This window comes from Actinospica acidithermotolerans (genome assembly GCF_018139625.1).
In the GTDB taxonomy this organism is placed as follows: domain Bacteria; phylum Actinomycetota; class Actinomycetes; order Streptomycetales; family Catenulisporaceae; genus Actinospica; species Actinospica acidithermotolerans.
This window is the reverse complement of record NZ_JAGSOH010000096.1, coordinates 1-16,487: the sequence shown is the minus strand read 5'-3', so window position 1 is coordinate 16,487 and position 16,487 is coordinate 1. Positions and strand designations below refer to the sequence as shown.

General features: G+C 66.3%; 6 protein-coding genes. 3 read left to right on the top strand and 3 right to left on the bottom strand.

Annotation, left to right across the window (positions count from 1 at the left end):
* Window positions 1–8: 8 nt before the first annotated feature.
* Window positions 9–10,973: a LamG-like jellyroll fold domain-containing protein gene (locus KDK95_RS37170; protein ID WP_212520837.1), complete on the bottom strand. Its 10,965-nt coding sequence runs from the start codon at window positions 10,971–10,973 to the stop codon at window positions 9–11.
* Between the two features lie 241 nt (window positions 10,974–11,214).
* On the opposite strand from KDK95_RS37170, the gene KDK95_RS25565 reads away from it, so the two are divergent.
* Together KDK95_RS25565 and KDK95_RS37165 are read left to right on the top strand one after the other, a co-directional pair.
* A complete protein-coding gene (locus KDK95_RS25565; protein WP_212520836.1) occupies window positions 11,215–11,769 on the top strand; it encodes a type 1 periplasmic-binding domain-containing protein in 555 nt (184 codons plus the stop codon).
* Between the two features lie 119 nt (window positions 11,770–11,888).
* The gene (locus KDK95_RS37165; RefSeq protein ID WP_212520835.1) at window positions 11,889–13,442 is read left to right on the top strand and encodes a PKD domain-containing protein; all 1,554 of its coding nucleotides are present in this window, start codon (window positions 11,889–11,891) and stop codon (window positions 13,440–13,442) included.
* 115 nt (window positions 13,443–13,557) lie between these two features.
* Here KDK95_RS37165 and KDK95_RS37895 read toward each other — a convergent pair whose 3' ends face one another.
* Window positions 13,558–14,418: an integrase core domain-containing protein gene (locus tag KDK95_RS37895; protein WP_212520834.1), complete on the bottom strand. Its 861-nt coding sequence runs from the start codon at window positions 14,416–14,418 to the stop codon at window positions 13,558–13,560.
* Window positions 14,399–14,785: a hypothetical protein gene (locus KDK95_RS25550; protein ID WP_212520833.1), complete on the bottom strand. Its 387-nt coding sequence runs from the start codon at window positions 14,783–14,785 to the stop codon at window positions 14,399–14,401. Before KDK95_RS25550 ends, KDK95_RS37895 begins: the two co-directional genes overlap by 20 nt.
* Before the next feature lie 817 nt (window positions 14,786–15,602).
* On the opposite strand from KDK95_RS25550, the gene KDK95_RS25545 reads away from it, so the two are divergent.
* On the top strand, window positions 15,603–16,376 hold the full coding sequence (locus KDK95_RS25545; RefSeq protein WP_212520832.1) for an outer membrane protein assembly factor BamB family protein: 774 nt from the start codon (window positions 15,603–15,605) through the stop codon (window positions 16,374–16,376).
* The last annotated feature ends 111 nt before the right edge of the window (window positions 16,377–16,487 follow it).

Genomic DNA, 16,487 nt, shown 5'->3' with positions numbered 1-16,487 from the left:
TGCCGTCCCTAATAAGTGATTCCCTGATTATTGAGCCTCGGTTGGCAGACCAGTGGACATGGGCCAGCCGGATCCCCATGGACACTGCCCGGTCCCGAGTTTAGGCCTCTCACCTTGACTACCTCGAATGAGCCGCCTTCAATCCCTGCCGCACCTTCAGCATTCTCTGCCAAGATTAGACACATTGTTTCTGCGCACCCCACATGATACCTCCCGTCGGGCGGCGTGAACTCCTGGGCCAAGGAGTCCACGGCTCCCCCTTCCTCAGGCACCAAGTCGTGACCCGAATAGCCAAAGTAGGAGCGCCCAGAAGGCGACGTGTACTTTGCAGCAAATACTGGGCCTTCCGACTTGGTGTAGTTCGGCCTCAGGAAGTCTGCATATGCCTGCAGGTCGCCAGACGTACTGACGTCTGTCTGAACTACGCCGCTGGGAGTCTGTACGTCTACTGACGTGCCGCAGTTGTGCACAAGTACAGGGGTTGACCCCGCCAGGACGTAGTACGTGTGCAGTTCGCCGATGGTGAGGTCGTAGGTGGTGGTGTTCGCGTGGTACAGGTGGATGTTCGCTATTTCGGCTGTGCCGGTCGGGGTTTGGAGTTCGTCCCCGGTCTTGAGGTACTGGGCCTGGACGAATGCGCCCTGGGTAACGTCGTAGAACGGGTGGTGGAAGGTGGTGGTGAGGGTGTCTGTGGCGGCTGTGGCCGTCGTCGGCCTGGTCGCGACCGCTTGCGTCGTGGCGGATCCGGTGGTCGCGGAGTTCGCCCCGAGGGCGAGCAGTGTCGCTGCGGTGACGGTTGCCGCGGTTTTGGCGAGCTTCGTCTTGCGCGAGGCGGCGAGGGGCTTGATAGTCACGTCGACGAAGTCGTGGTCGGTGTGGGTGACGATCACGGCTTTGACCTTGTGGGTCTGCGTGTCGGTCTTGCCGGGGGCCGAGTCGGTGATCTCGTCTCCGACCTTGATGTGGTCGATCGGCTCGATCGTGCCGTCGGCCATGAGCACGCCGGTGGTTCCGATGAAGCTGTGCGCAACACAGCCCGGCACATCGGCGCCGGCGGCTCCGACCGCGCTGGCTGCGGCGCCGAGTGCTCCTCCGGTGAGGGCGCCGCTCATTCCGCCGGACAGGGCCGCGTGGAGCATTCCGCCGGCCGAGCAGTTCGAGCCGCACGACGTCAGGTATCCGCCGGCGCTCGCGAAGGAGCCCCCCGCGAATCCGGAGGCGGTCCCGGCGGCCGTGCCGGCCACGACGGTGGCGGCGGTCCCCTCGCCCAACAAGCCCGTAACTGCTGCACTCACTGTTCCGCCGGTTGCGGCTGCCGCGGCACCTGCGGCTGCCCCTACGGCCATGGAGGCGAAGAGGCCTGTGACGGTGCCTGTCCCGGTGGCGTCGCCGGCTATCGCGTAGTCGAACCCTGCCGTCGCCGCACCCCCGAGGGCAGCGCAGCCGATGGTGCCGATTCCGAGCGAGCCCACCTCGCAGGCCCCTGCGACGGCGAGTCCGATACCCACGGACATGACATCTTTGATGACGGGGTGGTTGTCAACCCAGACTTCGGCGTTGTGGAAGCAGCCGCCGATACTCGTCCACCCGCACTTCTCGTGGCTCGATGCCGCACCGTCGTTCGGTTCGCTCGATGGTGTTTGGGCTTGGATCGCTGCCGTGAGTAGTGACGCCACGTCCGGCCGTGCCGTCAGTGTGCCGTTCGCGCTCACCTTGACTGTCGCGAGCGCCCTCATGCCGGAGCGGAAGCATCCGTAGCGGTCTCCGCAGTGGTCTTCCAGGCTGGCCGCGTAGTAGGAGATGACGCGGCTGGCCGCGACTTCCTGGGCGGAGTGAGTGTAGGCCGCGCTGGTGGGGTCGGCATACTGCGCGGCTGTGTAGTTGCCGGCCTTCGGGACGTCCGCACCGCACTTGTCGACGGGGCAGTGCCCGGAGGGGTCGGTCGCGTCCAGGGGCGAGCCGTCGGCGTAGGCGAAGGGGTTGGCGTTGGCGGTGTTGGGGGTCGCGGAGTTCTCGACGGTGTCGGTGGAGGTGAATTGGCCGGACTTCGGGTTGTACCAGCGTGCTGCCATGTTGACGGCGCCGGTGCTCGAGTCGGTGTACTCGGACTGGTAGCCGACGGTGAGGGTCTTGGCGGTCCCGGTGTCGCTGGTGACGTTGCCGAGCGGATCGTAGGTTTCGGTGCCGTTGAGGGTCGTGCCGGTGGCGGTGAATTCGCCGACGACGTCGGTGTGCAGGTCGGTCCAGAGCAGTCCGCTGGTTCCGGCGGTTGTGTCTGCGGTGCCGATGAGGCTGCCGTTCGGGTCGCGGCTGTAGGTGTTGGTGCCGTCGGCGGCCACGTTGTTGGTCGCGCCGGAGTATTGCAGTGATGTGGTCGTGCTGCCGACGCTCTGGCTGGTCAGGCGGCCGACGGCATCGTAGGTGTAGCCGGCGGTGCCTGCGTTGGTTTGCTGGCCGAAGGCGTCGTCGGCGTAGCTGGTGGTTCCGGTGGCCCCTGTGGCGGTGACGGTTGAGACCTGTGACGTGGTGCCGCGCGGTGTGTAGGTGTAGGAGCTTGAGGCCGTGGTGACCGAGTCGGTGGTGCCGGTCAGCTCGTCGCGCTGGTCGTAGGTGAGCTTCTCGTCACTCGTGGTTGTACCGCTGGAGGTCGTTTTGGTGGCGATCTCGGTGCGGTTGGAGTCGGCGTCGTAGCTGTAGGTGGTCGAGGTGGCGCCGTTCGACCAGGTCGAGAGGCGCCCTGAGGCGTCGTAGGTGTAGGTGTTCGAAGTGCCGGAGCTGTCGGTTTTGGTCAGCAGGTTTCCGTCCGTGTCCCAGCTGTAGCCGAGTGCCTGAACGGTGCTGCCGCTCGAGGTGGCAAGGGTGTCGCTGATCAGCTCGTGGGCGGTGTTGTAGCCGAAGCTCCGGGTGTCGCCGCTGCCGTAGGTGATCTTGCTGGTCTGGCCGAGGCTGTTGTAGCTGTAGCCGAGGCTGGTACCTGTGGCGGCGTCGGTGATCGCGGTGAGCTGGTCGGCGGCGGCGGGGTTGTAGGTGTAGCCGGTGGTGCCGGACGCGTCGGTGCGCGAGGTCATCTGCCCGTCGCCGTTGTACGTGAACGAGGAGGTGCCTGCGGCGCCGGTGGCATTGGTGAGGTTGCCGCGGTCGTCGTAGGTGTACGACTCACTCGTCAGTTGGCCGCCGGAGCTGTTCTGGGTGCCGGCGGAGGTGAGTTGGCCGGTCAGGTCGTAGCCGAAGGTGCGGGTGGTGTTGGTGCCTTCGGCGCCTGCGCTGGTCTGGCTGGTGAGGTCGCCGTACCCGTCGTAGGAGGAGGCGACGGTGATCGGCGTCGAGGTTGCGGTGGCGACCGGTTCGGAGACCAGTGTCGCGCGACCGTCGGCGTCGTAGGTGGTGGTGGTGCTGCGTGAGGCGAGTGTGCTGTTGCTGCTGGTGGCGGGGACGACCTTGGTCTCGGGCAGGTCCCACGGGTTGTAGGTCCAGTAGGTGGTGTGTGTCGTGTCGCTGGTACTCGTGGTGTTGCCGTCGGCGTAGCTGGTTTTGTTGCCTGCAGGGTCGTATCCGTAGGAGACCGTGACGGTGCTCGAGCCGGTCAGCGGCGCGACTTCGCTGGTGAGCAGGCCGGTCGCGTCGTAGCTGTAGGTCGTGGTCTCGGTGTTCGAGGCGTTGTAGCTGGTCTGGTCCGGCGTCTGGGTTTCGCTCGTCCTCAGCAGGCCGTCGCCGTCGTAGCTCATCGTGGTGCCGGACAGCTGGGTGGTGCCGCCGGGGGCGTAGGTGGCGGTGGAGGTCTTGTTGCCGGCCTCGTCGTAGGCGACCTGAGTGGAGGAGGTGTCTGGCAGGGTGGTGGTGGTCAGCCGGCCGGCGCCGTCGTATCCGTAGGTGGTGGTGTGCTTGAGGTTGTCGGTGACGCTGGTCTTGTCTCCGGCGTTGTCGTACCCGTAGGTCGTGGTGTCGTCGTCGTTGGTCGTGGAGGTGGCCAGCCACCCGCCGGCGCCGTAGACGTCCGTGGTCGTGTACGTCGAGGTGGTGGTGCCGTCGGTGGGATGGGTCTCGATCGTCGAGGAGGAGGTGGGCCGGCTCAGGTAGTCGTAGGCGGCGGCGGTCGTCAGGCTCTGGCTTGCGGAGATCGCCGTGACGGTCTGCGTGGTGTCCCCGTCGGCGTCGTAGGTGTACGACGTGGTGGCCGGTGTGGCGGTGGCGTTGCCGAGGTCGGTGCTGGTCTTGCGCGCCACCTGCCCGAGCATGGTGTAGGTGTAGGTGGTCTGCTCGCCCTTCGTGTTCGAGGAGGCGACCGCGACCGGGTCGGTCTGCGCGATGAGTTCGCCGTCGGCGTCGTACTGGTAGGTGGTGGTCGCGGTGAGCGTCGCGCTCGTCGGCGCCGGGGTCGTGTAGGACGGCAGAGTGACAGATGTCTTATTGCCCTCGGCGTCGTAGGTGGCGGTGGTCGTCTGCCCGTCGGCGTTCTCGGATTCGACCTCGTCGCCGAAAGTGTCGTAGCCGACGGTGGTGACGGCGGGGACGTTCTCGGTCACGGCGGTGCCCACGTTGCCGCTGTTGCACACGGCGTAGGTGGTCGCGGTCTGGCACCACAAGGTGACCGGCACGTTCGGGGACGTGGTTTGCACGAGGTGTCCGGCCGCGTCGTAGACGGTGGTGGTGACGTTCCCGTCCGGGTCCTGGATCTGGGTGGGCAGGCCGCGTTGGTCGAGGGTGTAGATCGTCTCGTAGGAGTGGGTGCCGTCGACGACCGTCTTGGTCATCACGTTGCCGAGACCGTCGTAGGACTCCTTGACATCGGAGACGACCGCAAGCACGTTGTTCGCGTCTGTTTGCCCGACGGTTTCGGTGACGTAGCCGTCCGCGTTGTAGGTGTAGGCGGTGGTCCGATCCACTCCCGTCGGGTCCACGGTGGTGGTGGAGTTCACCTGGCTGTTCGGGTCCAGGGTGCTCGTGGCGAGGGTGCCGTCCGGGTTGTAGACGTCGTCGGTCTCGGTTCGGCCGTTGTTGGTCACCTTGGTCACGACGTTGCCGGCGCCGTCGTAGAACTCCGTGGAGATCACCTGCGTGTTGGTGATGTCGCCCTGGCTGGTCGTCATCGCGGAGGCGGGGCAGGAGCTGTCGGTCTTGATCTGCTGATACAGCAGGTTGTTGTCGTAGTAGTAATAGCAGGTGTAGTAGCCGGGCTTGCCTTGGGTGGTCGGGGCTTGTTCGTCCGTCTCCAGACGCCCGGCCGCGTCATATGTCTTCGTGTCGGCAGTCAGCACCGATCCGGACGAATAGGTGCCGTCCGAAGGGTTGGTGTTGAGCAGTTCGGTCACGCGCAGTAGGTTCGCCGCGTCGTAGAGCGTCTCGGTGGTGCGGGTGGCGGTGCCGGTCAGCTCGTCCGTCTGGGTCTCGACGTTGCCGAACAAGTCGTACGTGTAGGACGCGGTGTGGCCGGAGGGGGCTGTGGTGTCGCTGCAGGACCCGTTCGTCGAGGCATAGCCGTTGGCCGAGGTGTAGGTCTGCTTCTGGTCGTCGTTGTTGTACGTGTAGGTGATCTTGCGCGCGGTGTCGCCGCCGGTCGCGTCGGCCACACTGGTGCAGGTGAGGTTGCCGTCGGCGTCGTAGGTCTGCGTGGTGACCGCGGTGTGCACGACGTTCTGGTTCACCTGGTCGCTGACCGCGGGAGCGGTGGCCTGGATCACACGCCCGTCGCCGTCGTAGGCATAGGTCGTGGTCTGCGCTCCGGTGTAGCCGACCATGTTCGCCAGGATCGTGTCTCCGCCCTCGACGACCTTCTTCACGACGCGGCCGAGGCCGTCGTAGACGAAGTACGTGCGCAGGTGGTCCGCGTTCTGCACCATGCACGTGTCCCCGTCCGGGTAGTACGCGTAGGTGGTCACCGCCCCGCCCGTGGTGGTCGAACTGCTCAGCAAATCCACCGGCGCGTACTGCGTCGAGGATTTCGCGCCGAGCGTGGCACTCGACGGATCGCACGCCGGGTCGGACGTGGCCGTGGTGTAGACGTTGGTCACGCCGGTGCCCGCTGGGAACTGCGTCGTCGCCGGGCCTGTCGTCGTCTTCAGGTTGCCGTACGCGTCGTACGTGTAGGTCGTGCGGTACGTGGCGTCGCCTGCCGATTCGGAGCGTCCATCGCTGGAGGTGAGCACCTGATCGTCGCGCGGGTCGAGCGTGGAGGCGGTGAACGAGGCGGTCGTGTCGTCCGGATAGTACGTCTTATACGAGGTCGAGCACTTGTTTTCCGCCTGGTACTGGCAGGTCGTGGTGGACACGACGTTGCCGCGCACGTCGTGTCCGGTGATCGTCTGGTCGCCGTTCGGGTCGGTCACCACGTCCTGGAAACCGTTGGTGTCGTAGCTGTACGTCGTCACACCACCCAGGCCGTCGATGTGCTTGATCTCGCGCATCGAATGAGCCGGGTCGAACTCGTAGGTCTCGGTGTGCGAGGTCCCGCTGTAGCTGTCGGCCGGGTCGGTGACGGTGAACAGCTCCAGAGGCACCTCCGAGCCGAGACTGTTGTGGTAGCCCTGCCACAACTGGGTCACCTGGACCTGGCTCAACTGGGAGTAGAAGAACGCTGCGTCCGAGATCGAGCCGTTGAAGTACCAGTCGCTCCCCTTCGCGCCCTGGTTCTGCCAGTCGCCCGAGGAGTATCCGGCGCCGATCAGATCCACGCCCTGGCCCGCGTACGTGTAGGTCCCGCTCACGGTGCCCTGCAGCGCGCCGTCCAGGTACAACGACTCGCTCGACCCGCTCGCGGTCAACACCACGTAGTGCCACTGCCCGTCGTCGACCTTGTCCTTCGAGGCGATCGCCGTTTGCGTCCCCATCGAGAACGACCCGTACAACAAGCCGTTGGTGCCCACGTACAGGTCGTTGGTAGCGTGCGAAGGCGTGCCCGTGAGCCCTGTGTCCTGCGTGGTGAACAGCGGCCCGCTCATGCCCGATTTCGCGTTGAACCACAGCCCGATACTCACCGGCGCGCTGGCCGCAAGTCCGCTCGGAAGCGTCATGTAGGACGAGGAACCGTCGAACGTGCCCGCATAGCTGTCCGCGAACGCGCTCTGGGTGGTACCGAGTGTCACCCCGCTGTATTGCGCGGCCAGTCCCGCATTCGCCCAGGCGTCCGCGTTCACCTCGTCCGACGCGTACTTGGAATCGGCGGCGTCGCCGAGCCTGTAGTAGAACGCGGGCCGGTCGCCCATCACCGTCTCGCGGAACACCTGGCCCGATCCCTCGGCGGTCGGATCGCTCAGCGTCCACGTCCCGCCGTTGCCGTCGGTCACCGACTCGACACGGCCGTCCAGCGAGTTGTAGGTAACCGTGGCGGCCGGCTTCTCGGACGTGTTCTGACTCACCGCCCGCGGACGGTCGATCTCCGTCAGCCAGTCGATCGGCGTGTTGCCCACCGAGTTCAGGCTCGCGACCTCGGTCGAGGACAACGCCGACTTGTATACCGCGACATCCGAGATCGAGCCCTTGAAGTGCCAGTTCCCGGCCGCGGCCTGACCAGGCCATTGTCCGGAGGAGTAGCCGCCGCCGACGTACTCGTAGGTCTGCCCGAGGTTGTTGACGGTACCGTTCAGCGATCCGACCGACTTGCCATCGACGTACATCGTCTGCGTCGAACCCGCGCCGGATAGCACGACGTAGTGCCAGGCGCCGTCGTTCACCTTCGCCTTGGTGTCCTCGATCTGTCCGGCCGAGCCGTTCACCCCGGTGTACCAGCCGCCGCGCAGGTAACCGTCGGTGCCCACGTAAAGCGACATGGTCGCGTTCGTCGGGGTTTCGGCGATGTTCATATTCTGCTCGGTGAACAGCGGACCGCTGTAGCTGGTCTTGAACCACATCCCGACCGAGACATACGTCGTGTTGAGCACCATGCCGGTCGGCAAGGTCATGAAGCTCGTCGTCCCGTCGAACAGCGCACCTGTCGCGCTCGACTTCTCGGTCGTGACGAACGGGCCCGTGGGCGCGTTCACGTCGCCCGACATGCCGGTGTAGTAGGCGCGGCCGTCGCCGATGTTCGCCCCGACCAGCGACAGGCTCGAGGAGTACCCCGTGGCGTCGTCCATCGGCCAGTACTGATACGGGGAAGTGCCCAGCACCGCCTGCTGAAAGTCCGAACCCACGGTGTAGCTGTACTTCGTATACGCGCTCGACGAGGTCGGCAGCGCCGACGGCGTCGTCGGATCGGGCGCGTACACCTTCCAGAGGTGATCCCCCTGATACGCGTACGACCAGTACTGGTAGCTCGAGGAGTCGCTGCTGTCGGCGAGCGAGGTGGTGACCACCGACACGTGCGGGTACTCCGCCCCCGACGGAGTGGCCCACGTGAAATACAGCGACCGGCCGCTGGTCTGGCTCGTCTCGGACAGCACGTGCGATCCGGACACGCCGCCGGTCACACCCCACATGAACGTCAACGTGTGCTTGCCGACATCGGCGACCTGCGAAATACCGAACACCCCGGCGGTGGTGTAGGTGCCGGAACTGCTGCCTGCCACCGCGGCCGTCACCACGGCCCCGAACGTATACGTCGTGCCCGACTTGTCCGTCAGCGTGTAGCCCACCAGCGACCCGCTCGATCTGATCTCCAGCAGCGTCGCGAAGCGGCCCTCGGGCGGTGAATACGATCCGTCGCTCGAGTTGTACCCGAACACCACGACCGACCCATCCGGATAGGTCACCGCCACACCGATCAGATTGCCCGCGGAGTCGAGCTCCTGGGTCGCGGTCGCGTCCACCAGCGACGACCACTGGGCGCCGAACGCACCCGACTTGCGCGTGTCCAACGAGTTGTAGTCCCGAACCACGTTCAGCGACGGGCCGATCCCGGCGATGTCGGCATCCGTGGCCGAGGTCGTGTAGTTGCCGGTGGCCACGTCGAACCCGTGCCCGGAGGTCGACTGGGACAGATTCTGTGTCAGCACCGGCCCGGGCGTCGATGTCTGGAACGTGTTAGCGGTCTCGGCACCGCACTTGAACCCGTCCCACACGCACACCGTCCACCAGTAGCTGTTGCCCCACTTCAGCGTGCCCTTGGGAATCGCCCACGACCCGTTCGAGAGCAGCGACGACTTCGCGATCGGCGGTCCGCTGTTCGCGAGCGTCGTTCCATTAGCCGAGTTGAAAACCTGAAACTCGTACTGCACTGAGGAGTTCGGCCACGAGTCCGGATCGGTGCCCGACGCCGTCAGCTCCGGGGTCAGGCTCGTCTGGACGTATCCGCTGGCCGGGGACATCGTCGAGACCGTCGGCACCACGTCCGGCGTGTAGGTCAGCGAGATGTACGGCGAGCACGAGGCATTGCTGGCCGAGCCGAAGACCCTGAAATACGAGCCGTTCGTCTCGCTGTCCGCCTTGATCATCACGCCATACCAGGCGAGCTCATTGAGCGCGAACGTATCCATGTCCGACGCCGACAGCGGCGTGTAGAGCCAGAAGCCGTTGCTCAGCCCAGAGCATGTCGCGGCGCTCGATGTCGAGCCCGCATACGTACCAAGGTCCTGATACCAGGTCATCGATTTCGACTCAACGTTCGCGTTGAGCGTTGAAGGGGTCCACGCCGTACCGACCGAGTACACGTCGAAGGGATAGGAAGAGCTCGTCGATCCGCTCGCCATATAGGCTGCGAACTGCGCGGAGGTGATGTGGTAGCCGGTGTTCTGGAGATCGGAAGTGATCACCGATGACGGAAAGTTGATGTACGCGTGGTTTTCCCCGCTGCCGTCGTAGCCAACGTTCAACACGCCCTTGTTCGCGTTGTCGGCACTCGGGTCCGCGTTGTCGACGTACGTCGACAGGCCAGAGCCAGCAGTGGAAACGGTGATCGTGGGGTCCACGGTCACCGGGAACACGCGGGTCGGATCCTCAAGCCAAGAACTCGAGAGCGTCATGGTCAACTGCTCGACACCGTCGACCGTGGCCAGCGAATAGGTAACGCCCTGGCTCTCACCCGCGGCCGTGTTGCTTGAATCCAGCGCGAACGGGGATGCAAGCGTCGCGGCGACGGCGCCGGAAGCATCCAGGAGCTGCCACGTGCCGTCCGAGGCCTGGTTCAGCGACAGCCCCGTGAGAGTCAGCGGGAACGTCCAGGAGTTCGGCGCCGACGCCGAGGACAGGACCAGCGACTCCTTCACCCCCGACGACTCCGAGGACAGCGAGAGATCGGTGTCGGGAAGGATCGACGGATACGTCACGGTGCTGCCCGCCTCGGACGCGGCCACCGACGCCGCACCCTGCAACGACCACGCGATCGACTCACCCGAGGCGACGGTGAGCGTCGCCAGCGTCCCGGTCGACGAACCGGCGTCCGACGCCGTCGTATCCGCGTTCTCCGCCGACGCATGCGTCAAGGTCGTGCTGGCGAACGGCGTCGAGAACGCTCCAGAGCCCGGATCGAACGCCGAGGTCGCGGCGTTGGACGACGCGACGCCAGCGGCGAGCGCGAGTCCGTATCCGGCGGCGGCAACCTGCCAGCGCCCGTCCGAGCCCTTCGTCAGCGTGGTGTCGATCGGCTGCCAACTGCCGGAGGAGTCCTTGTAGTTCACCACCGTCTGCGAGACCTGCTCGGTCTGCGTCCCGTCGGCGTTCTGCCACCACGTGGCATACGCGCTCGACTTGCCGGGCAGGCGCTTGGAGGTCTTGACGTTGAAACCCTTGGTGATCGTCGAAGACTTGCCACCGACCGTGTGCGCGGTCGTCGAACCGGCCAGCGGCTGCTGGCCCGCGCCCGTCCCCGGCGATCGGCCAGCGCCGACGTCAGCCTTCGTGGAATGCGCCGCAGAGCCCGAGCCGTGCCCCTGGGCCGGCAGCGAGGCGGAGGTCTCATCCACCCATTGCTTCGCGTGGCGCCACAGTGAGGCGAGCGCACCGGCGCCGATCGAGAACGGCGAACGCCCCGGCGTCAGCTGCGCCGCCGTCGCCGACTGCGTCGCGCTCGTCAACACCAGAAGCAGGAACACCAGCGACGACACCGTCCGCAGCATCCGGCGCGTCCACACCCGACGCCTGCCACGCCCACCCCGCATCACGAACACCCACCCCTGAGTTTCAGAAGAACCACTGAGAGTTCCAAGCGAAACAGGTATACACGCAACAAGATCTTGCCGAGAACCCCTTTAACTTGTGACCGATCCCACAGTGGCGCTCACCGACAGCCACGACTAGGGTGCACCCGACTGATCATTGTCGACGGCACGACCAGGGGGGTCACCGATGCGCAAAACCCTGCGGCGACTCAGACGCCACCCCCGCACCCTGATCGGGACAGCTCTCGCGCTCGTCGTGATCGCCGTGATCGCACTCGCCGCACTACCCCACCACCGCACCGCTCCCACGGTCTACACCCCCCAGGTGCGCACCCGCGTCTACTCGCCGTTCACCGCCTGCCTGCTCACCGGCGCGTCAGGGATCACCGACACGCAAACCGCGCCGGTGTGGGCCGGCATGCAAACCGCATCGACCAACACACGCACCCAGGTCAGCTACCTTGCGGTACAAGGCGCGCAGACCGCATCCAATGCGGAGTCATACATCAATGCGCTGGCGCTGCGCGGGTGCGCGGTCATCGTGACCTCCGGCACCGCACCGGGACAGGCCGCCGACCAGCGCGCCCCCGCGCTCGCCCGGATCACATTCATCACCGTCGGCGCCCCCGCAAGCAAGGCGGCGAACGTCACCGCCGTCGCGACAGGCACTGCGGCCGGAGTCAGCCACAAGGTCGCCGCCCTGCTGACCGCCGCCATCGGCACCCACACGACAGCACCCTGATCCCACACCGAAGCCACCGCACGGCACCGGACCGCGCCGAACCCGGCGCGGACGCCTCCGCCGTGCGGCCGTCTCCAGCGCGCCCCAAGGCGCCCGACCCCTTCCGCAAGGAGATCCCCGTGTCCCGACGCCCGCTCGCCGCCCTCGCGGCCGGCGCAACGCTCACGCTCGTTCTCAGCCCGGCCCTCGCCGAGGCTGCCACCGCCGCGCCGCATGTGGTCAAGTACCCGGGCAAGGCCGCTCCGGCACCCAAGGCGACCACCTTCCGCGCCGTCAGCCCCCGCACCACCAACGGACTGACCGCGGCCATCACCGCCACCTCCTCCGGCGCACGCAGCTTCAGCTACTCCGCCACCGCAAGCACCGACACCGCATCGACGATCACCAGCTACACCTTCGACTTCGGCGACGGCAGCAACACCGTCACCAACACCACCGGCACCACCAGCTACGAATACACCAGAGCCGGCACCTACACCGCCACCGTCACCGTCAAGGACGCGGCCGGAACCACCGACACCGCCACCACCTCCGTCACCACCACCGGCTCCGACTACACCCCCTACGGACCGGCCCGCCTGCTCGACACCCGCAACGGCACCGGCGAAGGCGGCACCCCCGCCAAAATCGCCTCCGACACCGCGGTCAAACTCAAGATCGCCGGAAACGGCTCCATCCCCGCCGGCGTCACCGCCGTCACCGTCAACATCACACCCACCAACGAAGCCAGCGGCGGCAACATCATCGCCTACGCCGATGGCGCCACACGCCCGACCACCAGCAACGTCAACTTCGGCACCGGCCAGACCGTCGCCGCCCTGGCCACCGTGCAGGTCGGCGCCGACGGCTACATCGACCTCTACAACGACTCCCCCGGCACCATCGACCTGATCGCCGACGCCTCCGGCTACTACACCCACACCTCCGCCAGCGGCTACACCCCCATCACCACCGCCCGCATCCTCGACACCCGCAACGGCACCGGCGAAGGCGGAACCCCCGCCAAAATCGCCTCCGACGGCACCCTCACCCTCACGATCGAAGGAGCCGACGGCGGCCTTCTGCCCTCCACTGGCGTCACCGCCGTCGCCCTGAACCTCACCGCCACCACCGAAACCAACAACGGCAACATCATCGCCTACCCTGACAACACCACACGCCCGACCACCAGCAACGTCAACTTCTCCGCCAACACCAACATCGCCAACTACGCCATCGTCCCCGTCGGCGCCGACGGCAAGATCGACCTCTACAACGAGTCCTACGGCACCACCAACCTCATCGCCGACGTCTCCGGCTACTTCACCGCCACCGGCACCAGCAGCTTCGTCCCGGTCACCCCCACCCGCAGCCTGGACACCCGCACCATCGTCAAGGGCACCGTGTACGCCGACACCGCCGCCCAGGACCCCTACCTCACCCTGAGCAGCAACAACGCCACCGCCTACGCCATCACCGCCACAGTCACCAACACCACAGGCGGTGGAGACCTCATCATCTACCCCGCTGGAACCTCCCTGCCCTCCACCAGCAACCTCAACTGGAACACCGGCGACACTGTCGCCAACTCCTTCAACGCCATCCCCGGCCCCACCGGCATCTACGCCTACAACCAGTCCAACGGCACCACCGACGTCATCATCGACGAATACGGCTACTACACAGCCAACTAGCCGAGCACCGCAGACCAGGAGCGGCCTCTCCGCGCGGCACGCAAGTGCACGGGCCGAGAGGCCGCTCCTGCCACCGGGACAACCCTCAGGACAATGAGGTATTAAGCAGCCCTGGTCATCGCCCGCCGCTACGACGAGGCCTGCGAGGTCTCCGCAATCCATGGGCGGCCGTCTCACCGCCAGCTTCCGTGGATGTTCTACGATGAGGCCGAAGCCTGTCCTGGTCGATAACTCGGCCGCCGTCCGTGACCTGCGGGCTTACGCGGCCTGTTGATACTCGTTGATGAGGCCTGCAAAGGCCTGCAAGGACAGTTCGACGTTGGATCCGCTCGCTCGGCGTGGGGAAGGCGATCACGTTCTTCTCGTCGTTCGGTGCCCGCAGGTCCATGCCGCGGCCTTGGTGGCTGCGGCCGTTGTTGTGGTGCTCGGTGAACTCCTCCAGGACTGTGCGCAGGTGGCGTTCACCGGCGATGAGCATGCGGTCGGTGCACTCAGCGCGTACAGTTCGCACGAACCTTTCGGCGAACGCGTTCATCCGCGGCGCCTGCGGCGCGGTCTTGACGACATCGATGCCGACCGAGGCGAACACGGCGTCGAACGCGTCGGTGAACTTCGCGTCCCTATCCCGGACCAGGTGCGTGAACCGGTGTCCGGTCTCCTCAAGTCGCCAGGTGAGTTCGCGGGCGAGCTGGGTGGCCCAGGCGGCGGTGGGGTGCTCTGTGACTCCGAGCAGGTGCACGCGGCGGGAGCCGAGTTCGATCACGAACGCCGCGTACAGGCGCTCGAGCGTGACGATGCAGCCGGCGTGGAAGAAGTCGGTGGGCAGCAGCGTCGCGGCGTGGGCGCGCAGGAAGGTGCGCCAGGCCTCGTCGCGGTGATTTGGCGGGGGGATCCGGCTGGAGCGAAGGATCTTGCGGATGGTGGAGGCGGCCACGCGATGGCCGAGCCGGCGCAGCTCACCCTGGATCCGCACCACGCCCCACCGGTGATTTTCCCGGGCCAGGCGCAAGATCAGCTCCGTGAGCTCGTCCGGTATCGGCGGCCTGCCCGGCGGCCCGTGGCTGACGCCATTTGGCCGCCACCAGCTTGCGGTGCCAGCGCAGCAGGGTTCCCGGCGTCACGAGCCGCTGCCCGCGCAGCGGCTTCGACATGATGCGGGCGAGCGCCGCGAGCACGGCACGCTCGGGCCAGGTCGGCTTCGGCTCCGGTTTGACCCGGCGCAGGATCGCGAACTCGTGCCAGAGCGCGAGGATCTCCGCATCCTTCGACGCCGACGACCGCGCCAGCAGTACCAGCCAGGACACCACCGTCACCAGCAGCCGATAGGTCAACGAGACGAACACGAGCGCCGATCATGCCGCTGACGAAACACCAGGTCAAGCCCAGTGGCCGAGTTATCGACCAGTACAGGCTTCCTGCGCGATGAAGCGGCCGTCACCGCCGGGCTTACCCTGCCCTGGAGCTCAGGGCCGGTCGAGAGGGCGCCGTGGCAAGAATCAGTTCTTGAAACGCCAGTGCTTCGGCCGGGCGAAGTTCGACCTCCTCCGCAAGCGGATCCTGCTCACTCCGTAGCAGAGGCACAGCGTCAATGCCGCAAGTCATGGCACGATGGGCTGCATGACGACGGACGAAGCCGAGTGGGTAGCGGTGCTCGAGTACGAGAACCTACCTAGCTGCGCCCATCCCCACGGCGCTGTCTGCGCGTGACTGCTCGATCGCGGAATCGATTGGCTGCCCTTCGCTCCGGAGGACGTGAGGATCGACCTAGCGTGCGGTAGGCGCAAGGACGGTAGTTGGCGTGGCTGGTTCAGCGTTCAAGTCCGATCGGCGGTACTACGACAACTGGGCCTGCACCCAGATCAGCCGACATCGCTCGTCCTGGGCCCGCACCAGCCTGCCTGGTGGCGCGCCGACGCACTACGCCGCCTCGGATGCCGCTGATGCCCAGCCGCATATCGGTCGGCCGACGCGCCTCAGCACTTCGGCCATGTACACCGCTTGGCAAACGGGTCTTCCGCACGATCTCGCAGGGAGATCCACGACAGAGCCCGTAATGGCGAGCGCCGCAGCCAGGTTGGCGAGGCAGACGAGATCGGCCGGGAAGGGTGGCCCTACAGAAACTCGTTGCGCCGCTGGTATCGCCACTGCTGAGATGAGCACATGTTCGGGCAGACGGTGTGGGAGCGGGATCTTCATCAGGCCGGTAGCCCGGCCGGGTTGGCAGCGACCGCCGAGCACATCGTCGTCCACGAGCGACGCACTCGCCTGGTCGGTCTCGATCCCCGCGACGGGACGCCGCGCTGGGATATCCCGTCCGGGGCCCGGCCGCGCGCGACCATCATCGTCGGCAAGCGCTGCCTGGTGATCCCGCAGGACCGTCCGGAGCTGTCCTGCCTAGACGTGCGCACCGGGGAAGTGCTCTGGAGCGCGCAATTGGACGAGTTCACCGGGCATCTCACCGCGACACGGGACACGGTGCTGGTCGGCGGTTGGCGCGGCTACACGCCCCTGACCGCGTTCGATCTGCGGACCGGATCGCTGCTGTGGCGAAGTCCGCAGCGAGTCGAGATCGCGGTCCCGGCGGTCGTGGAGTCCGGCGTTTTGATCGGTGAGCCACACGGCGACGAGGTCAGCCTGATCGAACCGCGTGATCGAAGGATCAAGGCACAGTGGTCGCTCCCCGAGCCGCTGGTTTCGGGCGACACGCAGCCGGTCCTCAAGCCGCTGGATCGCGATCGAGTTCTTGCGCGGTGCGGGCCACGTACCGTGGTTGAAGTCTCCCTCTCCATGGGAACTGTCACCACCTTCTTCAGATCCGAAGACCTCGATCTGGCGCCTCGGGCGGTGAGCAGGACAGGCTCGATCCTCTGGGTACCCGAGACTCGCCGCGGAGTCAGAGCCCTCCATGCGCAGGACGGTGTCAACGGCGGCTGAAAACTGACCCCCTGGCGCCGGTCGAATCTTGACCCCCTCGTGTGAATGTTCGTTACTGCTGGTGGCCGGCTGAGGCGGGGGTGGCCCGGCCGAGGTCGCGGTTTCTGGTGC

What these genes read in the sequence shown, in the direction of transcription:
- KDK95_RS25545 (WP_212520832.1), top strand. Translation starts at nt 15,603, where the DNA reads ATGTTCGGGCAGACGGTGTGGGAGCGGGATCTTCATCAGGCCGGTAGC.
- KDK95_RS25565 (WP_212520836.1), top strand. Translation starts at nt 11,215, where the DNA reads ATGCGCAAAACCCTGCGGCGACTCAGACGCCACCCCCGCACCCTGATC.